The sequence below is a fragment of the Saccharothrix deserti genome (assembly GCF_009769385.1).
In the GTDB taxonomy this organism is placed as follows: Bacteria; Actinomycetota; Actinomycetes; order Mycobacteriales; family Pseudonocardiaceae; genus Actinosynnema; species Actinosynnema deserti.
Genome location: NZ_VKAB01000016.1, coordinates 264,797 through 285,071, shown reverse-complemented (window position 1 = coordinate 285,071; position 20,275 = coordinate 264,797). Strand labels below are relative to the sequence as shown.

Below are 20,275 nucleotides of genomic sequence, written 5' to 3'. Positions count from 1 at the left end.
GAGGGCGTCAGGCTTGCGCGGGCGGTGCCGTGCTGCCGCGCACGACGAGGGTGGTGGCGAGTTCGATCCGGTTGTGGGTGGGGGAGTTCCCGGCGGCGAGGGTCAGGAGCATCCGGGCGGCCGTCGCGCCCATCTCGGCGAGCGGCTGCCGCACGGAGGTCATCGGCGGTGAGCACCAGCGGGTGTTGTCGATGTCGTCGAAGCCGACCACGCTGAGGTCCTGCGGGATGCGCAGGCCCAGCCGCCAGGCCGCCGCGTAGACGCCCAGCGCCTGGAGGTCGTTGCCGCACAGCACCGCGGTCGGCCGGTCCGGCAGGCTCAACAGCTCGACGCCGGCGTCCAGGCCGTGCTCGAAGCTGAACTCCACGGTGCGCACCAGCCGGTCGTCGAGCCGCGTGCCGGCGGCGTCCATCGCGGCCCGGCAGCCCTCCAACCGGGCTCGGGCGCTCAGGGATTCGGGAGGTCCGCCGATCACCGCGATCTTCCGGTGGCCGAGGTCGAGCAGGTGTCGGGCGGCCGTGATCCCGCCGCTCCAGTTCGTCGCGCCGACCGAAGGCGTGGCGTGCAGCGGTTCCCCGGACGGGTCCAGCGCCACCAGCGGGATCGCGCTGGCGGCCAGCAGCGCGTGCTGCTCCGGGGTGAACGCCGAGCACACCGCGATCACGCCGACCGGGTGCCGGGCCAGCAGCTGCTCGGCCCAGGTCCGGCCCGGCGCATGCTCCACCACCTCGGTGAACGCGACGGCCAGCTCGTGCCGGCGCGCCACCGGCTCCACGCCGCGCATGATCTCGATCGCCATGTGGCGTTCCAGCCCGTAGAACACGACTTCGAGGATGGCCGCGGGCGCGATGGCCTCCGGGCGGCGGTACCCGTGCTCGCGCAGCAGCGCCTCGACCCGTTGCCGGGTCTCCAGCGCCACGCCCGCCCGGCCGTTCAGGACCTTCGACACGGTCGGCTTGGACACCCCGGCGAGCTGTGCGATGGTCGCGACCGTCAGCTCTCCCCGTCGACGCCCCCGCCGCCGGCCGTCCGCGATGTCCGTCACGGTCCGCAGTCTACGGAAGCCGTCCGGCCGAATCGATCATGACCGCTCGGCACGTGGTTGTGCGCCGTTCGGCGTACCGAGGATCGCCGTTTCGTCGAAATAATTCGCCATTGTCAGCGAAACTTCTCGTACCGCCGCCCGGGTGAAGCATTCACCCGAGGAGGGGACTTGCGGGTAAACGTGTCAGGGGTTGGCCCGCATAGGGTATCTCGATGAAACTTGCGGCCAGGCCTTCGATATGGTCCGCGGTGCACGCCACGTATGCCGTGCTGGGGAAGGAGACGTCCGGTTGATCGGGCATCCCGACGAGCACGACTTGCGCCGGTGGGGGACCGCCGACGTGGACGCGCTGCGCGACGACCTCGACCAGGCCCTCCAGCCGGAGCCGGTGCCGAGTGCGTCCGACGTGTCGCAGTCCTCCCGGCCGCCCTCGGACGCCGAGCTGATCGAGGCCGTGCGCGGCGGGGCGATCCAGGCGTACGGGCTGTTGTTCGAGCGCCACGTCCGGGCCGCCCGGAACCTGGCGCGCCACCTGTCCAGGTCGAGCGCCGAGGCCGAGGACCTGGTCTCGGACGCGTTCGCCAAGGTCCTCGACACGCTGCGGGCCGGCGGCGGGCCGGACTCGGCGTTCCGCGCCTACCTGCTGACCGCGTTGCGGCACACCGCGTACGACAAGACGCGGAAGGACAAGAGGCTCAAGCTGGCCGACGACGTGGAGGCGGTGTCGGGGGTCGAGAAGGTCACCACCGTGCCCTTCCACGACCCGGCCGTGGCGACGCTGGAGCGGTCGCTGGCCAGCCGGGCGTTCGCCAGCCTGCCCGAACGGTGGCAGACGGTGTTGTGGCAGACCGAGATCGAGGGCCAGTCGGCCGCCGAGTTGGCGCCGCTGCTCGGGCTGACCGCCAACGGCGCGTCGGCGTTGGCCTACCGGGCGCGCGAAGGCCTCAAGACGGCCTACCTCCAGGCGCACCTGGCGAACAACCCCACGGACCGCTGCCGCGCCACCGTCGCCAAGCTGGGCGCGTGGACCCGCGGCGGCCTCACCCGGCGGGAGACGGCGCACGTCGAGGTGCACCTGGACGAGTGCGTCAGCTGCCGTGCGTTGGCCGCCGAACTGGCCGATGTCAACGGCACGCTGCGCGCGGTCATCGCGCCGCTGGTGCTGGGCACGAGCGTCACCGGCTACCTGGCCACGACCGCCGCCGGATCGGCGAAGGCGGGCACGGCCGTCGCGGGTGCGGTGGGCGCGGGTGCGGTGGGCGCGGGTGCGGCGACGAACTCCGTCACGGCCACATCGCAGTGGCTCGGCGTCGCGGCGTCGACCACGGCAGTGGTGGTCGCCGTCGTGTGGGGTCTGAACACCGAACAGCAGGCGGTCGTGCCGACGGTCGACGCCCAGCCGCCCACGGTGCGGCTCGACCAGCAGGCGCCCGGGTCGACTTCGGAGACGCAGTCCACGTCCACCACGCCGTCCGGCACGACGTCGTCGACCACCACGGGACCCGCGAACGACCCCTCCGAACCGGTTCCGACGGGAGCGCCCACGACCAGCGGCCCCGACGAGCCCCCGGTCGAGCCGCTGGTGCCCGACGAATTCGCCATGGGCACCGGCGGGCCGCCCGTCGACATGCCCGTCACCGTCCGCAACACCGGCTCGACCCCCGTTCCGACGCCGACACTCGTGCTGTCCCTGCCCGAAGGCGTCCAGGTGGTCGGCGCCGGCAACAACCTGCGGGGCGAGCCGCTGGTGTCGTTAGACGGCGAGCAGGACGAGACCGTCGGGTGCGATGCGGGCAAGGGCACGGTGACGTGCACGGCCAAGCAGGAGCTGGCGCCCGGCGGCACGGTGACGTTCGTCTTCCGGCTCCTCGCCGGCCCGAAAGCCGTCAGCGGCACGATCACCGGCACCATCACGGCCGGTTCCGGGCAACCCGTGGCGGTGGAAATCCCCCTCGTCGTCACGCCGAAGAAGTAGGCCGGCGTTCGTCACCTAGTCCGGGAGCCAGATCTCCTCCATGTGGGCCGTGGCGTTCTTGGTGTGGCGGACACGGAAGTGGGACATCTCGAGGGCCGCGCGGCCCCACGGGCTGTACGGCCACAGCAGGACACGGCCGAAGTGCTCCAAGGGAATGGCCGAGGGTTCCTCGTCCAGGTGGATGTATTCCTCGGCCAGGGCTTCACGACTGATGCCGACGGCGCGCGCGATGTCGTGGACGGAGCCGCGGAACTCGAAGTGGCCGTCCGTGGCGGGCCACCCCTCGGAGTACAGCTCCAGCCCACCGGGCAGGTGGATGGCGGTCTCGACGTGAGTCTCCCCGGCGTTCACGCTCGCGTCCCCGATGATCCGGGCCTCGGGGTGGCGCTCGGCCAGCGCGCTGGTCACGTCCAGCAGCGGGCACACGAGGCCGCGGTCGGCGAGGGCGTAGTCGGAGATGGCGATCACGTTGCCCCAACAGCCGACCCTGACCAACTCCAGGTCGGCTCGTGTCGCCGCGGACTCGGGGGAGGCGTCGGTGAGGGGAAGTTCTTCCAGGATGGCCTCGACGGTGGGGAAGGACTCGGCGAAGGCTCGGGCGCGTACCGGGTCGTGCGGGGCGAAATTCGCGGCGCTGGCGGGAGTGGGGCGGGAATAGGGCTGGAAAGGGGGAAAGACGAGGGTGATGGTGCCCTCGCCGTAGCCGTCGACCTCCTGGTCCGGCGGCGTCTCCCAGAAACCGTTGTCGATCATGCCCGTCACCGTAACGGCGCCCTCCGACACCACCGGTCCACTGTGGCTCGACAGCACGGGTTAATCCCGCTGTAGCCTGGGAAACCGGGGGACGGGTCACATTCCGGACGGAAGGGGTCGACGTGCCGGGACTTCGGCGATCGGCACTGATCGGGGCGCTGCTGGTGGCGCTCGGAGCGTGCACCGGAGGGCCGACCGGGACTCCCGCGACGACGTCCACGACGTCCAGCGCACCGCCGGTCGAACGCGTGTACGTGTCGTTGGGCGACTCGTACGCGACCGGCTACCGACCGGCGGAGGCCGGCACACCGGCGGGCGCCACCCGCGACGGCTTCGCCTACCTCGTCGCCGGGCAGTCGGACCTGCGGTTGATCAACCTGGCGTGCAGCGGCGCCACGTCCGCGCAGATGCGCGGCGCCCCCGGCTGCGCCCCCGGCAACCGTGCCCCCGACGCACCGGACCCGGCCGGCCGCACGCAACTCGACGCGGCCGTGCAGGCGCTGCGCGAGCACCAGGGGCGAGTGGGCCTGGTGACGGTGGTGATCGGCGGCAACGACCTGGCGCCGTGCGCACAGGCGCAGGACGCGTTGGCGTGCGCGTCCCGTGCCGTGGCCGACGTCCGGGCGAACCTGGCCGCCACCCTGCCCGCCCTGCGCGAAGCCGCAGGCGATGCCCCGATCGTGGGATTGACTTACCCGGACGTGTTCCTCGGCGCGTGGGTGTCCCCGGTGTTCCCGGACGGTCAGAGCCTCGCGCGCCTGTCGGTGCCGCTGTTCCGGGACTTCTTCAACACCGCCCTCAAAGCCGAGTACGACAAGATCGGGGCGACGTTCGTCGACGTCACCGCCACCACCGGGGGCTACGGCCCGTTGACCGAGGTGACCCAAGATCCCACGTACGGCCCGATCCCGACACCCGTGGCGAAGGTGTGCGCGCTGACGTACTTCTGCGGCCAGACCGACGTCCACCCCACGGCCGCCGGCCACGAGGCGATCGCCTCCGCCGTCCTGACGGCCACGGGCCGCTGATCCCAGGCGTCCGCACCACGGGATGACGAGGATCCGACCTCCCATGCCCAAGCGCGTGATCAGAAGTGCGCTGCGGCGGTTCGTGCGCTGTCCGGCGTGACCTTGACGTGGGTCCGACAATGGGGTGAACCGGGGAGGTCGCGATGACGCAGCCCACGTTCCCACTCGGCACCAGCAGGCCGCCGCTCGCGCTGGACGACCTCCCGGAGCCCGAAGAGGTCTTCAACGTCCGCAGGCTCGGGCCGCGCCAGGTGGTGCAGTTCGTCATCGGGCCGAGCCTGATCGCGTTGGGCATCTCCATCGGCAGCGGCGAGTGGCTGTTGGGGCCGCAGGCGGTCGGGCAGTACGGGTTCATCGGTGTCGGCTGGGTCATCCTCGTTTCGGCCGTGCTGCAGACCTTCTACAACGTGGAGATCTCCCGGTACGTCGTGGCGACCGGCGAGGTGCCAGTAGTGGGCTGGGGCCGGGTGCCGCCGGGGTGGAAGTTCTGGGTGCCGTTCTCGCTGCTGATCTTCTACTTCGCGTTCGTCTTCGGCGGCTGGGCGGCCGGCGCGGGCCAAGGGCTGTTCGCGCTCATCACCGGCAGGGTGCACCAACCGGGCGAGGTCGAGTGGGTGCGGCTGCTGGCGATCGCGCTGCTCCTCGTGGTCTTCCTGATCACCCTGACCGCCCGCAAGATCTCCCGCGCGCTGGAGCTGTCGAACTGGGTCATGGTCGGCTCACTGCTCGTAGTGCTGCTGGTGGTCGACCTCGTGGTGGTGCCGTTCGACGTGTGGTGGGAGGCGATCCGCAGCCTGGTCACACCCTCCGCACCGCCCGCCGGGATCACCGCGACCCAACTGGGAGCGTTGGCCGGGTTCACCGCGCTGGCGTCGGGCCTGAACTGGTACGCCATGAACCACTACCGCGACAAGGGCTACGGCATGGGCCACCGCGTCGGGTTCCTGTCCGGTTTGCGCGGCGGACGGCAGGAAGTGCGGCCGGTCGGCGTGACGTTCCGCGACACACCGGAGAACGCGAGCCGTTGGCGGCGCTGGTACCGGTTGCTGCTGGTCGACCTGTGGCTGGTGTTCTTCGGTGGTGCGATGGTCGGCATCCTGCTGCCGACGATCCTGATGGCGCACGTGGTGGCGACGTCCGGCCAGAAGCCGACGGCGGCCAACGTGCCCACGTTCGCCGCCGAGCAGTTGGGCGCGCAGTACGGCAGCGGCATGTTCTACCTGATGCTGGTGGTCGGGGTGCTGATCCTGTTCTCCACCCAGCTCGGGATCTTCGAGGCACTGGTCCGCAATTTCACCGACGCCGTGCACGCCACCAGCCCGAAGCTGCGCAAGCGAATCGAAGGCGACCCACGCCGGTTCTACTACCCGTTCATGCTCCTGGTGCTGGCGATCATCGCCGGAGCACTGCACCTGGCGCTGCCCGTGGAGCTGGTCCAGATCTCGGCCAACATGTCGAACCTGGGCGCGCTCATCTTCCCGTTCGCGCTGATGTACCTGAACTCGAAGCTACCCCGCCCGGCCCGCCCCCGCCCGTGGCACTACGTGCTGCTGGTGCTGAACGTCCTGTTCTTCGGGTTCTTCTTCGTCAACTTCGCCTACGAGTTCATCACCGGCACCGCCCTGATCCGCTTCTGACGCACCGCGCCCCACCGCAATCCGCCGCCAGCCGGCATGGCCACCAATCCCACCCGACCCACACCGACCCGGCGGTGGCCGACGAGGCTCGATTTGACATGGGTTCGGGTGCCATAGGCTGGTCGGAGCCGGCAGGCTTGGCGGGCGCTCTTCCCTGCCATGCCTGCCGGCTGCGGCCTGCCTCCGGTGCCCGTAAGGGCCCCATGTCAAATCGAGCCGGACCCAACCCGTGGCGTGCACCAAACCCAAGTCGCACACCACAACCCCAACAGATCACCCGATCACGGGACGGGCGCCGCAGCAGCTCGGGCCACGGCCTCGTTCCGGTCCACCGGAAGCATCACCCCCGCCCGCACGGCTCGATCCGCAGCCGCCGTAAAGCGGGCCACGTAGGTGGCGTGGTCCGGGTACAGAGCCGCGATGCGGGCCGGCGTGAACGGAGTGGTCCGCCCCAACAGCATGCACGCGGCGGCGACGTTGCCACCGCTGTTGTTGGGCCCGTACGTCGCCACCGGCACGTCGAGGTCCGGCAGTCGCACGCCGCCGAGCGCGTTGTTGTCCTGGTCGCGCACGACGATGACGCCGAACAACACCCGGATCGGCTCGGCGGTCGGCGGAGCCGCACCACCCCGTGCCCACCGGATCAGGTGATCGTAGGCGGCGTTCTGCGCGTAGCGGAACGTCATCGAGTTGATCGGGTCGTCGCACACGGTCGGTGCCCCGTCGTTGACCGCCTTGTCCCGGGCGTTGGCCGCGTTGTACAGGTCGACGCCGTACTTGTCGGCGTGAGCCGTGCCCGCCACCTCCCACGTGCGGACGCGCGCGGTGTCCTGGCGCACCGAGGACGAGGCGACGATGTCCGTCTCAGCCTGGAGCGTGAAGACAGGAACCGACAGGTCCTCGCGGATCCGGGTGGTGATCGTGAGCGCTGAGTCGGAGTTGATCGGGGCCGCACCGCCCGCCCGGCCGTGCAGCATGATCCCGTCGTAGACGCCGTGCGACGGCTGGATCGCGTTCGCGTACGTCGTCAGCCGGAACGCCGACTGGGAGTGCCCGGTGGCCAGCACGGTCCTCGGGGTCTGTCCGCCGAGCAGCGCGGGCGTGGTCCGGATCGCTTGTGCCGCTTGGGACATGATGTCGTAGGACGCCGAGTCGTCGGGGATCGACACCCCCGCGTACCGCGCGGGGTCGATTTTCGTCAACGTCTGCGCGCCCACCTGCTGGACGGTGAGGCCGACGTAGACGATGCCCTGCCGCGCGAAGTACTCGTAGGACTGGGAGAAGTCCACCGGGATGTCGACACCGAAGCTCACGTTCAGCCACTCGACCACGACGGTTCCGCTGAACGCGGCCATGTTGTTCGGGCGGACCACCACCATCCTGGTGGTGTAGTCGACCCCGGTCCCGTCCACGACCGCGCGCCACCGGCCGTTGTCGGTCCAGAGCCCTTCCGCCCGGTAGGTACTGGCGGTGCCGGACAGCATGTACTCCTGCTCGAGGTAGCCGCGCGCGGCGAGGTCGAGCACGCCGTGGGAGCCGCTGGCCGGGAATCCCCGGCCCGCCGTGGACGGGATCTCACGCACCTGCGGGGTCGGGACGGCGGCGGTCGGTGCCGAGGAGGCGGTCGGCACCGGGAGCACGAGTGCGGCGACCGTCGACACCGCCGCTGCCACGACAGCGGCGGATCGTCGGAATATCTGGGTCATCGTCTGCCTTCTCTCAAAGGTTTTCCGGAGTGCTCACGACACGGGGCCGGAGACGCCCGTAGACGCCCCGCAGACGGCCCCGGCCCCGCGCGTGGTCGGACCGGTCGGCTTGCTCGGATCGGTCGGCTTGCTCAGACCGGGCAGGTGTGGCGGTATTCGTTGATGTTCGAGTCCGGCGACGGGGGCGGGCACAGGAATTGGCTGTAGCGGGTGTCGTCGTCCAGGAACCGCTTCAGCCACGACACCGCGTACTTGGTGACGGTCGGCGTGTAGGAATTGGTGGTGAAGTGGTTGCCGTTGTTCAGCTCCAGGTACGCCTTCTCCGCCGACCGCAGGCCCTGGTAGAAGGGCTCCGAGTGACTGCCGGGCGAGGCGACGCTGTCACCCTCGGCGCCGATGACGAGTGTCGCGGCCTGCACCTGCGGGAAGTTCTTGGTGTTGTGCCACGCCGCCAGCGGGATCGCCGCCCGCAGCGACGGGCGCTCGTTCGCCGCCTCCAGCGTGCCGCCGCCGCCCATCGAGTGGCCCATCACGCCGAGCCGGTTGCGGTCGACCCGGTCGCGCACCGACGACGAGTTCACCAGGTAGTCCAGCGCAGCGAGCAGCTGGTCGGCGCGGGCGTCGGGGAAGTCGAGCCCGCCCTCGGCCTCCAGGGTGAACACCACGAACCCGTGTGAGGACAACGTGGTGCCGTACCACGACATGGTGGACTCACTCTCGGTGAATCCGGGGATGACCGCCACCGCGCTGAACGTGCCCTCGCTGGTGGTGGTGGGGTAGTAGATGGTGCCCCGGTTGAAGCCCGTACCCGACGAGACGGTCGTTCGGGAGGTGGCGTACGGGCCGCGTTGGGCCTGCACGGACTGCGATGTCGGATCCGGCCCGTGTTGTACGAACGCGGTGGGATCGGCCGACGCCTGCGGTGAGATGAACAACGCGGTCGCGGTGACGACCGCGGCGGCCATCGAGAATGGCCGCGAGAATTTCTTGAGACGCACGGGAATCAAACTCCTTCGACACTGAAAGATGGACTCCGTGAATTGGGCACTAGCGGTTCGGTGTGGTGCCGTGAATAGCCTCGGATAAAACCTGCTGTCAGTTGACAACATTGGTCCGCGCGGTTGTCGCGCTATTGACTGCTTTGTCCCGGGAAACCGCGTCGCAGCCTGTCCGCGCGCAACGAGAGTTGGATTCGCAGCCGGAACTGCGGGTCGTCCAGCCGGTCGCCGAGGATCAGGTCGAGCTGCCGCAGCCGGTACCGGGCGGTCTGCGCGTGGATGCCGAGCGCCGTGGCCACCTCGGTCGCGGTGCGGTGCCTGGACGCCAGGAGGGCCTCCAGCGTCTCCGTGAGCCGGGCCGCCTTGCCGCGCGGCAGCCCGGCGAACAGGTCCGCCGCCTGGCCTGCCAGGTGCGCGACCGAGACGCTGTCGTGGCACCGCTGCACGAGCAGTTCCGCGTCGAGAGGAGCGTCCGGGGCCCACGGGCCGCGGGGCACGTCCTGCCACCGTGCACCAGGCGTTGTCCCGTTCCCAATCCCGTTCCCGTTCCCGTTCCCATTGCCGTTCACGTTGCCGTTCCGGGAGGTGCGCATGGCTGCTCCTCAGGGCGTTCCGGCGTTGGCGTCCCGGCGACCGCAGTCGGGCGGGACGGCGGAACCGGGATCGAGGGCGTTGAGCACGAGACGGGTCGCCACCGCGCTGTAGGTGATGTCGACGTGGTCAGCGCGCTCGTGCGGGCAGACGTCCTGCAGCAACGTGTTGCGCACGTTGGGCCCGGCGGGCAGGAAACTCGACCGGTAGGGCGACACCACGATGTCCCTGTTCGTGATGATCACCGTGTAGTCGATCTCCGGGTACGTCATGCCGCCGGAATTCAGTTCGGCCATGAACCGAGAGCCCCTCTCCAACTCGACACAGGCCGGGCAACCGACGCCGAGCGCCCATGAGGTGAGCGGAATCGCGGTGATCAGGGTGAGCAGGCCGTGCACCGTCGTGCCGCGATTCGCGGGCGCCAGCCCTATGAGGGCGTCGACCTTCTCGCGACCACCCAGGTACTTGAGGTGGTACCGGGCCACCACACCACCCTGCGAGTGCCCGACGACGTCCACTTTGGACGCACCGGTCGCGGCCAGCACCCGGTCGACGAACACGGCGAACTGCCGCGCCGTCTCCGCGATCGGCCCGACGGCCTGCACCGGACTGCCGGGCCGGCCACCGACGTTCGGCGCGAACACGCAATAACCCTCGCCACGGAGCACCGGCGCCATCCGTGCCCACTCGTAGTAGGCGTTGGACCCGGTGCCGAGAACCAGCACGACCGGCCGGGGGTGACGCGGTGTGGTCCGGCAGGCCCAATCGTTGGCACCCGCCGGAGACGCCGTCGGATGCCACCACGAGTAGAACTGGGCTATGCGGATATCGGACTGCGGCGGCCCGGCCGGCGGGTCCGAGTCAGCGCTGGCGTAGCCGGGAGACGCGGCCTGACCAGCGAGCACGCCGACGACGAGCACGACGGCGGCCAGGCGCGACCGGACCGGGGTCATTGCGCCTCTCCCGGCCGAGGCACGGGTGTGTCGGCGAGCAGCGCGTTCAGGTGCGCGGCCAGTACTTCCACGTTCGGCGGGTCGATCATGGAGAGGTGGTCCCCCGGCACGGGGACGATGTCCAGCCGGTCCACGGTGTCCGACCACCCGAGGTCGTCGTCGTCCAACGTCCGCAGGTAGCGCGGGTCCAGCACGGTCGTCAGCGTTTCCCGCACGGTCGCCCGGTAGAACACCACCGAGCCGGGGAAGTGCTTGGGCTGGAAGCGCTCCGCCGTCCTGGCGTCCAAATAGGACGTCCGCTGGTGGTGCAGGGCGCCGGCGCTCATCCGCACGCCCGCCTCCGCCACGGCGGCGATGACCGCATCGATCTGACCGTGGTCGTCCAGGCCTGCCAGCTCCTCCCACGGCAGCTGCACCGTGACACCGTGCGTCCGCTGGATGTGCTCGACGTACCGGCCGAACCGGTGCCGGAGGACCTCGGTGGGCGGCACGTCGGGCGACGGCAGCGGCCGGACGGAGTCGATCATCACGACGACGTCCACCCGCTCGCCGGCCGCGTGGAGCTGACAGGCGATCTCGTGCGCCAGGCAACCGCCGAACGACCACCCGCCCAGCCGGTACGGCCCGGTCGGCTGGATCTCCCGGATCAGCTCGACGTACCGCGCCGCCTTGGCGGTCAGATCGGCCACGTCGTCCAGCCGCTCGTAGCCGTAACAGGGCTGGTCGTCGCCCAGGAGTTCGACCAACGGCTGGTAGACGCTCGTCGGCCCGCCCGCCGGGTGGAACAGGTGCAGCGGCGGGCGCCCACCCGACCAGCGCAGCACCCGGACCGGACCGTCGACCCCCTCGAACGCCGACCGCAGCTCGTCGGCCATGCCCTCCACGGTCGGCACCGCCATCAGCCGCCCGGTCGGCGCGTCCGCACCCAACCGCCGCCTGATCGCCGCGAGCAGCACCTCCGCGCGCTCCGCGTCACCACCGACGGCGAAGAAGTCCTCGGTGACGTCGATCCGCGAGCGGCCGAGCACCTCGGCCCACAACCCGGCCAGCCACCGCTCGGTCGGATCACGCGGCGCGACGAATCCGGTCTCCACCGGACCCGGCGAAGCGACGTCGTCGACCACGCCCAACTCCGTCGTGACGTGCCGCGCCACGTCATCGAGGGTTGCTCCCCGCAGTAGCAGCGGCATCGGCAGCTGCACGCCCAGGTCGTGCTCGACGGCGTTGCGGGCACGCATCGCCATCAGCGAGTCCAAGCCCAGGTCGGCCAGCGCGACGGTGGTGCTCAACTGGTCGTCGGCATAGCCCATGACCCGCCCGACCACCGTCCGCAACCTGCGCCGCACCAACACCGCCGCGTCCGGCACGTCCCGCAGCGCGTCCGGCCCCGGCCACTCGTCGTCCACTGTCGACGGTGTGGCCAGCACGGCGGAGAAGAACGGCCGCCTGCCCAACTCGGGGAACAGGTCGACAGCGGCCTGCCGGTCCATCCGGATGACACCCGTGTCCGGCCGGTCGGCGAGCAGGATCGCCTCCAGCGCCTGGATCCCCTCCGCCGGCGAGATCGGCCGCAACAGCGGGTTGTCCGAGTCACGAGCGAGACCGACCTGACCCCACGCCCCGAAGTCGATGGTCGTCGCGACCAGCCCTTGCGACCGCCGCCACGCGGTGAACGCGTCGAGCCAGGCGTTGGCCGCGGCGTAGGGAGTCTGGCCCGGTGACCCGAGCATGGCCGCGGCGGACGAGAAGTTCACCCACCAGTCCAGGTCGAGGCCGTCGGTCGCCTCGTGCAGCCGCCACGCGCCACGAGCCTTCGGCGCGAACGCCGCCCGCACGCTGTCCGCGTCCACCCGCTCGACCGGCACGTCCACCAGGGCACCCGCCGCGTGGACCACACCGCGCAGCCGCCGTTCCCCGGCCACGGCCGCCGCCACCACGCGTTCGGCCACACCCGGCTCGGCGATGTCACCGGTCACCACGACCACCTCGGTGCCGGTGGCCTGGATCTTCGCCAGCTCAGCCGCACTGTCGGCGGTCGCCCCGCGCCGGCCGTTGAGCACGACCCGGGTCGCGCCCAGCCCGGCCAACCACTGCGCCACCACCAGACCGAGCCCACCCAGACCACCGGTGATCAGGTAGGAGCCGGGCAGGACGACCGCTCCGGTCACGGGCGCGGAGATCGCGGTGGGCCGCAGCCGGGCCACGTGCCGGTCACGTCCGCGCCACCCCACCTCGTCGTCGGCCTGGTCGGCACGCAGTTCGGCCAGCAACGCCTCGGCGTCACCCGTCCGAGGCAGGTCGACCAGGGACGCGCGCAACCGGGGGTGTTCGAAGGCGAGCACGCGCACCAACGCCCGCAACGCGGCCTGACCGGGCGATCCCGGCTCACCGGACCCCACTGCCGACGCCTCACGGGTCGCGATCCACAGCCGCGGCGGGTCCTGCCTCGCGGCCAACTCGGCGGCGACCCGTGCCGCCACGACCACCTCCCGTTCGGCCGCCTCGACCATCCCCGGCCCGCCGATCGCGCCAGGCATGAGCACGACTCCTTGCACGGGTTGGTCGACACCGCGCAAGGAGCCGGCGACTCGCACCCGATCGCCTGCCGCGTCCGCTAGTGCGGCGAACCGCGCCACGAACGGGTCGTCGGGTTGGTCGGTGAGCAGAAGCCAGTCGTGGCTACCGGAAGACGACGGCGGCAGCGCCAGGCGTTCCCACTGCATCTCGAAGGCGAGCCCGGACAACGGCACGGGCACCGCCGCCCCGTCCACCACCCGCACCCGGACGTCGGTCGCCTCCACCAGGAGCACGTCGGCGTCGTCGTAGAGCCACACCGAGCCGACCAGTTCGTCGTCCCGGTCGTCCACCACGACAACCGCGGCCTCGCACCGCACACCCTGACGTGGGTCGCCGTGCACCCGGACCGAACCGATGCCCACCGGCAGGTAGGTGCGTCCGGCCCGCACGCCGAGCGGTTCGAACGCGGCGGCGGCCAGGACTTGGAGGCACGAGTCGAACAACGTCACCGGCAGGTGCGCCGAACGTTCCTCCTCCGTCACAGCGATCGCGCCAACCGCGAGACCATCACCGGCGACCACCGACCGGACACCCCGGAACGCCGGCCCGTAGTGCAACCCGCTCTCCGCCACCCGGTCGTACAGGGCCAACTCCGCCAGTCCGTCACACACGACCGGCGCACGCACCGCACCGGGCGAGGCCGGCACGACGGTCGCCGTGGCGTGCCGGGCCCACCGCCCACCGGCGGACTTGGAGTGGATCTCGACCCGCACACCGCCGCGCCGGTCGTCCTCGGCGACAGTGCTGAGGGCGACCTGGTCGTCCAGCGCGAGCAGCCCTTCGAACACGACATCGCTGACGGCCAGATCCCGCGCGGGCACCGCCAACACCTCGACCGCGGCGGCCAGGGCGATCTCGGTGTACGCCGCGCCGGGCAGCACCGGCACGTCGTGCACGCAGTGGTCGGACAACCACGGCAACGCCTTGAGCCCCACGTCGGCGTGCCACACGTGGGTGAGCCCACCCGGAACCTCGGCGTGGGCGCCGAGCAGTGGATGCCCCGTCGTGCCGACAGCCGTCGGAGTCGGCGCGAGCCAGTGCCGCACGTGCTGCCACGGCACCACCGGTACATCGGTGACCGCCGCGTCGGGCAGGGGAGCCGACCCGTCCACCGCGAGCAACGCCCGGTTCGCGTGGAACGTCGTCGTGTCGTCCTGGTCCCGCCGCAACGACCCGCACAGCAGCAGGTCCGCCAGACCCGCATCCCGCGCCGTCTCCTCGACCGAGGCCAACGCGATCGGGTGCGGCGAGACCTCCAGGAACCCGTCGTGACCGTCCCCGACGGCGGCGGCCACGGCCTGGGTGAAGCGGACCGGCCGGCGCATGTGGTGCGCCCAGTACTCGGCGTCGAAGGACGGCGGCTCTTCGGTGACCGTGCTGTAGCACGGGACTCCGCCGTCCTGTCGCCGCACGGACCGCAGCTCCGCCCGCAGTTCGGCGAGCACCTGGTCGACGGCGGCGGTGTGCGCACTGGTGCGCAGCGGCAGCACGGTCGCCAGGCGGCCCTGCGACTCGGCCCGCCGGATCAGGGTCTCGATTTGCGGGCGCGGTCCGGCCACCGTGTTGCGCCGGGGCGCGGCGTGGACCGCGATCGCGAGGTCGGGCAGGTCGTGCGTGAACGCGTCGATCTCGTTGGTGGTCAGTTCGACCGCCGCCATCGCACCCGAGTCCGCCGCGTCGATCCGGCCCATCAGTCGGGCGCGGGTGGCGGCCACCCGCACGCCGTCGGTCAGGCTCAGTGCCCCACCGACCACCACCGCGGCCACCTCGCCGGACGACTGCCCGATGACGGCTGCCGGCCGCACGCCGTAGGACCGCCACAGCGCGGCCAGGCCGACCTGCACACCGAACAACGCGATCTGACCCTGCTCGAAGTCCATCGCGTCGGGCGGGTCGACGAGGAGTCCCCGCAGGGACACGTCGGTGTGCTCGCGCAGCAGGTCGTCCACCTCGTCCACTGCGGCGGCGAACGCGGGCTCGTCGGCCAGCAGCCCGCGCGCCATGCCCGGTCTGCCGGAACCGAAACCGGAGAACACCCACACCAGCTTCCGGTCCGTGGCGCGCCGAACCGGTTGTGGGGGGACCACGCCCGGTGTGCGCTGCCCCATGGCCATGGCGCGCAGCCGGTCGGTGACCTCGGCGCGGTCACGGCCGACGACCGCGGCCCGCACGCGGTCGGCCCCACGTCGGCGGGCCAGGGTCGCCGCCACAGCGCCGAGAGGGGTGTCGTTGTCCCGCAACCAGTCCGCGACCACCTCGGCGTGCCGCCTGACCCGGTCGTCGGACATCCCGGACAGCACCACGGCGTGGACGGCGTCGTCGTCCGGCGTGGCACCTTCGAGCGCGGCGGCCTCCTCCAGCACCACGTGCGCATTGGTGCCGCCGAACCCGAACGACGAGACACCGGCCGTGACCCGACCTGCGTACCGGGGCCAGTCGACGGGTTCGGTGACCACGCGCAGCCCGGTGAAGTCGATGTGCGGGTTGGGTTCGGTGAAGTGCAGGCTGGGCGGGATCTCGCCGTGCCGGATGGCCAGCACGGTCTTGACCAGGCCGACCAGACCGGCGGCCGACTCGGTGTGCCCGATGTTGGACTTGACCGATCCGATCAGCAGCGGGCGGTCCGGGTCGCGGTCACGGCCCAGCACCTCGCCGAGCGCGCCCGCCTCGATCGGGTCGCCGAGCAGCGTGCCCGTGCCGTGCGCCTCGACGTAGTCCACCTGCGCCGGGTCCACGCCCGCGTCGCGGTAGGCCCGCCGGACGAGTTCGGCCTGGGCACGCGGGTTGGGCGCCATCAGACCGTTGGAGCGGCCGTCGGAGTTCACCGCGCTGCCCCGGATCACGGCCAGCACGCGGTCGCCGTCGCGTCGTGCGTCGGACAACCGCTTGAGCACCACGGCGGCGCAGCCCTCGGCGCGGGCGATACCGTCGGCCGAGGCGTCGAACGGCTTGCAGCGGCCGTCCGCCGACAACAGCCCGGCCCGGTGGAAGCCCACCGTGAGCGCGGGCGTCAGCAGCAGGTTCACCCCGGCCACCAACGCGGTGTCGCTCTCACCCGAACGCAGGCTCTGGCACGCCTGGTGAACCGCCACCAGCGACGACGAGCACGCGGTGTCCACCGCCATGCTGGGTCCGCGCAGGTCCAGCAGGTACGACACCCGGTTGGCCGCGATGCTCAGCGCGCCGCCGGTTGCGGTCCACGGGCTCATCCGGGCCGGGTCGACGGCGGACGCCGCGCCGTACTCGCCGGCCGAGATGCCGACGAACACGCCGGTTGCCGTGCCGCGCAACGAGTCCGCCGGGACGGCCGCGTGCTGTAGCGACTCCTGGACCACCTCCAGCACCAGCCGCTGCTGGGGGTCCATGCTCGCCGCCTCGTGCGGCGCGATGCCGAAGAACTCGGCGTCGAAACCCGTGATGTCGTCGAGGAAACCGCCCCACCGGGGCGCGCCGTCGGGCATCGCGTCCCAGCGTTCGAGCGGTGCCGCGCGCACCGCGTCGCGTCCGTCGCGCAGCAGGGACCAGAACTCGTCCGGGCCGTGCACACCGCCGGGGAGTCGGCAGCCCAGACCGATGACGGCGATCGCCTCGTCGGTGGCCGTGCGACCGGGCTCGGGTTCACCCCGTGCACCGCCCTCGGTCCGGTCGGACAGGTGGCGCGCGAGTTGGGCGACGGTCGGGTGTTGCCACAGCGCGCTGACCGGCAGGTCGAGGCCGGTGACCTCGCCGAGCGCGCCGGCCAGCACCACGGCGTCGCGGGACGACAGCCCCAGTTCGACGAGCGGGCGGTCGACGTCGAGGTCCTCGGGCGGGAGGCCGACGGTCTCGGCGATGTTGGCTGCCAACCAGTCTCTGAGGCCGGCTTCGGTCGACGGGGTGTGACCGCTCATGGGCACCTTCGGGGCGGTGAGCAGGGACGGGTGGAACGCGCGGGCAACGCGGGCGGCGGACACGGCCCGGCGGCTGGTGCGGCGTCCCACGAACCTGGTTCGCAGAACGGCGAATGTAACACTTGGAGCTTCTGTAATGAACGGAAACCTGATGATTGCGGCCCGCGCTCCTGTACGGCAATAGGCCGTTTGGGTGTGTAATCCCCTGTATCGGTCACTCAAAGCGCTCGTTGACACACTCTGAGGCGTAAATGTAGCGTCCTCGCGTTGTTACACATGAACGGTTTGTTCCGTTATGCGACGTGACGTGGCTTAGCTGCACGTCGCGTTCCGCCGCTCGCACTCCGCTTCTCACCTCATCGAGGAGGTTCGGATGACTGTCGCGATGTCACCCGGCCGGGTACCGGCGTCCGAAGTCGGCCGGGGCACGGTCACGGAGGCGGTCCTGCGCTGGGCGCGGGAGAAGCCCGACCGGCCGGCCTTCACCTTCGTGGACTACTCGGAGGACAACCGCGGTCGCGCCACCACGCTCACCTGGTCCGAAGTGGACAGTCGGGCCCGCGCCATCGCATCCGGCCTGCGCGCCCGCGCCGAACCCGGTGACCGCGCCGTTCTGCTGCTGCCGCAAGGACTCCACTACGTGACGGCGTTCTTCGGGTGCCTCTACGCCGGGGTGCTCGCGGTGCCGCTCTTCCCGGTCGACGGCGCCGGGCACCGCGATCGGATCGTCGGCGTGCTGGGCGACTGCGCGCCGAAGGCCCTGCTCACCACAACGGCACTGCTCGCGGCGACCCGGGAGGAGCTGGCCGGGCCGTTCGACGTCCTGGCGGTCGAGGACCTGGAGGCGCTGCCACCGACCGGAACCATCGCCGCGACGCAGGCCGACCAGCCCGCGTACCTCCAGTACACGTCGGGCTCCACCCGGCAACCCGCCGGTGTCGTCGTGACGCACCGGAACCTGATGGTCAACGCCCGGCAGGCCTTGCGCGCCTACGGCGTGGTGGACGAGGTGAGCCCGGTCAGCTGGCTGCCGCTGTTCCACGACATGGGTCTGGTGCTGGGCATGGGCTCGCCACTGGTGTTCGGGTCGGAAACCGTGTTCATGGACCCGCTCGCGTTCCTGTACAGCCCGATCCGCTGGCTCGAAGCGATGAGTGGCCGGCAGTCGGTGCTCAGCGCGGCGCCGAACTTCGCCTACGACCTGTGCGTGCGCCGCGTGCCCGAGGCCAAGCGGTCCACGCTGGACCTGACCGGCGTGCTCACGCTGGCCAACGGCAGTGAGCCGGTGCGCGCCGGCACCGTGGCCCGGTTCCAGGAGGCCTTCGCGCCGCACGGCCTGGGTGCGGACGTCCAGCGCCCGTCCTACGGCCTGGCAGAGGCCACCGTCTACGTCACCGCCGCCCGGCAGGCGCCGGTGACCACGGCCTTCGACCGGGCCGCGCTCGCCGCGGGCCGCGCCGTCGCCCCTGTCGACGGGCAGCCGAGCACCACACTGGTCGGCCACGGGGCACCCGTCGACCAGCACGTCCTGATCGTGGACTCGGCCACCGACGAGCCGCTGCCAGACGGACGGGTCGGCGAGATCCGGGTGTCCGGCCCCAACGTCTCACCCGGCTACTGGTCCGGCGGCGAACGGGACGTCGGCGTGTTCGGCACGACCGTCACCGACCCGCCGGCCGGGCTGCCGCGCGACGGCTGGCTGCGCACCGGCGACCTGGGCGTGCGGCACGAGGGGCAGTTCTACGTGGTCAGCCGGATCAAGGACACGATCATCATCGACGGCCGCAACCACTACCCGCAGGACATCGAGGCCACCGTGGAGTCGGTCGACTCCGCCCTGCGGGACGGCCACGTCGCTGCCTTCGCCGTCGACCGCGGCGACCAGGAGGTGCTGGTCGTCGTCGCGGAACGCAGCCCGCGCACCCCACGAGAGGACATCGACCTCGCACGGCTCGCCGCTCTGGTGCGGGCCGAGGTGTCCACGCACCACGACCTGCGCGTGCACGACGTCGTGCTGGCCGAACCGGGCACGGTGCCGCGCACGTCGAGCGGCAAGCTGTCCCGCTCCCTGTGCCGTGAGAGGTACCTCGAAGGCAGCTTCGCCGTGACCGCGTGACCGCGTGACCCGGCCTCGACCCCGTCAGGAGCCCGCAATGTCCCTCAGATCACCCCTCGCCGTGGCCGCCGCGTTGGTGGTGTCGGTCATCGTGCCCGCACCGCCCGCCGTCGCGGTCGTGGCCGACGACGGCGCGACCGTGGTGAAGCAGACCCGCCTGGACGACCGAACCTACGACCTCACCGTCAACTCGCCCGCCATCGGCGGCAACGTCCCCGTGCGGCTGCTGACGCCGCCCGGCTGGTCGCCGACCGCGACCCGCACCTGGCCGGTGCTGTTCCTGCTCCAGGGGTGCGGCGACGACTACACCTCGTGGACCAGGGAAACCGATGTCGAGCAGCTGAGCGCGTCCAGCGACGTGCTGATCGTCATGCCCGACGGCGGCCGGGCAGGCTGGTACTCGGACTGGTGGAACGGCGGTCGCGGCGGCACGCCCGCGTGGGAGACGTTCCACATGACCGAACTGGTCCAGCTGCTCGAACGCGGCTACCGCGCCGGCAGCAGCAGGGCGATCGCCGGTCTGTCCGCCGGCGGCACGGGCGCGTTCAAGTACGCGGCCAAGCGACCGGGGTACTTCAAGGCGGCGGCGTCGTACAGCGGCGTGCTGTCCACCCAGTTCGTCGGTGTGCCGGCGTACGTGACGGCGACCGTGCTGCGCGAAGGCCTGTCCGCGAGCGCGCTGTGGGGCGACGACCGCTTCCAGGAGCAGGTCTGGCGGGCGAACAACCCGAAGGAACTCGCCGCCGGGCTGCGCGGGACGTCGTTGTACATGTCCTACGGCAACGGGTTCACCGGCCCGCTCGACCCAGGTTTCGACTACGACGCCAATGAGCGGATCGTCGGCGCCACCTCGCCCGACTTCGTGCTCAGGATGCGCCTGCTGAACATCCCGATCACCGTCAACGCGTACGGCGACGGCACCCACACCTGGCCGTACTGGCAGCGCGAACTGCGCCGCTCCTGGCCGCAGTTGATGACCGCGCTCGGCCTGCCCGGCTGACGTGGA

At 71.3% G+C, this 20,275-nt stretch carries 12 protein-coding genes; 5 read left to right on the top strand and 7 right to left on the bottom strand.

Translation table 11 applies throughout. The features are described from left to right. Positions 1-7: 7 nt before the first annotated feature. Positions 8-1,045 (bottom strand): LacI family DNA-binding transcriptional regulator, encoded by a 1,038-nt coding sequence (locus FM051_RS26485; RefSeq protein ID WP_238412664.1) that lies wholly within the window; start codon positions 1,043-1,045, stop codon positions 8-10. Positions 1,046-1,334: 289 nt separating this feature from the next. Between FM051_RS26485 and FM051_RS26480 the strand changes: the two genes are divergently transcribed. Beyond that, positions 1,335-3,020 (top strand): sigma-70 family RNA polymerase sigma factor, encoded by a 1,686-nt coding sequence (locus FM051_RS26480; protein ID WP_158847891.1) that lies wholly within the window; start codon positions 1,335-1,337, stop codon positions 3,018-3,020. Positions 3,021-3,035: 15 nt separating this feature from the next. On the opposite strand, the gene FM051_RS26475 is transcribed toward FM051_RS26480, so the two are convergent. After that, positions 3,036-3,773: a DUF6333 family protein gene (locus FM051_RS26475; protein WP_158847889.1), complete on the bottom strand. Its 738-nt coding sequence runs from the start codon at positions 3,771-3,773 to the stop codon at positions 3,036-3,038. 122 nt (positions 3,774-3,895) lie between these two features. Between FM051_RS26475 and FM051_RS26470 the strand changes: the two genes are divergently transcribed. Together FM051_RS26470 and FM051_RS26465 are read left to right on the top strand one after the other, a co-directional pair. Continuing rightward, the gene (locus FM051_RS26470) at positions 3,896-4,801 is read left to right on the top strand and encodes a GDSL-type esterase/lipase family protein (protein WP_158847887.1); all 906 of its coding nucleotides are present in this window, start codon (positions 3,896-3,898) and stop codon (positions 4,799-4,801) included. A 143-nt stretch (positions 4,802-4,944) separates the two neighbouring features. Further along, entirely contained in the window at positions 4,945-6,438 is a 1,494-nt protein-coding gene (locus FM051_RS26465) for an Nramp family divalent metal transporter (RefSeq protein ID WP_158847885.1), read from the top strand. 281 nt (positions 6,439-6,719) lie between these two features. Here the strand turns inward: FM051_RS26465 and FM051_RS26460 are convergent, their stop codons facing one another. The 5 genes from FM051_RS26460 to FM051_RS26440 all read right to left on the bottom strand — a co-directional run bounded on the left by FM051_RS26460 (position 6,720) and on the right by FM051_RS26440 (position 17,153). Continuing rightward, complete coding sequence (locus FM051_RS26460) at positions 6,720-8,144, bottom strand: alpha/beta hydrolase domain-containing protein (protein WP_238412663.1); 1,425 nt, start codon at positions 8,142-8,144, stop codon at positions 6,720-6,722. 131 nt (positions 8,145-8,275) lie between these two features. Then, positions 8,276-9,142, bottom strand: a complete 867-nt coding sequence (locus tag FM051_RS26455; RefSeq protein WP_238412662.1) for an alpha/beta hydrolase family protein — start codon at positions 9,140-9,142, stop codon at positions 8,276-8,278. Positions 9,143-9,273: 131 nt separating this feature from the next. Continuing rightward, positions 9,274-9,639 carry a helix-turn-helix domain-containing protein gene (locus tag FM051_RS26450; RefSeq protein ID WP_158847883.1) on the bottom strand — a complete coding sequence of 122 codons (366 nt, stop codon included), beginning with the start codon at positions 9,637-9,639 and terminating at the stop codon, positions 9,274-9,276. Positions 9,640-9,744: 105 nt separating this feature from the next. Beyond that, positions 9,745-10,686, bottom strand: a complete 942-nt coding sequence (locus FM051_RS26445) for an esterase/lipase family protein (RefSeq protein WP_158847881.1) — start codon at positions 10,684-10,686, stop codon at positions 9,745-9,747. Beyond that, positions 10,683-17,153 (bottom strand): type I polyketide synthase, encoded by a 6,471-nt coding sequence (locus tag FM051_RS26440; protein ID WP_158847879.1) that lies wholly within the window; start codon positions 17,151-17,153, stop codon positions 10,683-10,685. The genes FM051_RS26445 and FM051_RS26440 overlap by 4 nt, the downstream gene beginning before the upstream one ends. Before the next feature lie 373 nt (positions 17,154-17,526). On the opposite strand from FM051_RS26440, the gene FM051_RS26435 reads away from it, so the two are divergent. Both FM051_RS26435 and FM051_RS26430 read left to right on the top strand, forming a co-directional pair. After that, positions 17,527-19,269 (top strand): fatty acyl-AMP ligase, encoded by a 1,743-nt coding sequence (locus FM051_RS26435; RefSeq protein WP_238412661.1) that lies wholly within the window; start codon positions 17,527-17,529, stop codon positions 19,267-19,269. 37 nt (positions 19,270-19,306) lie between these two features. After that, positions 19,307-20,269, top strand: a complete 963-nt coding sequence (locus FM051_RS26430; RefSeq protein ID WP_158847877.1) for an alpha/beta hydrolase — start codon at positions 19,307-19,309, stop codon at positions 20,267-20,269. The last annotated feature ends 6 nt before the right edge of the window (positions 20,270-20,275 follow it).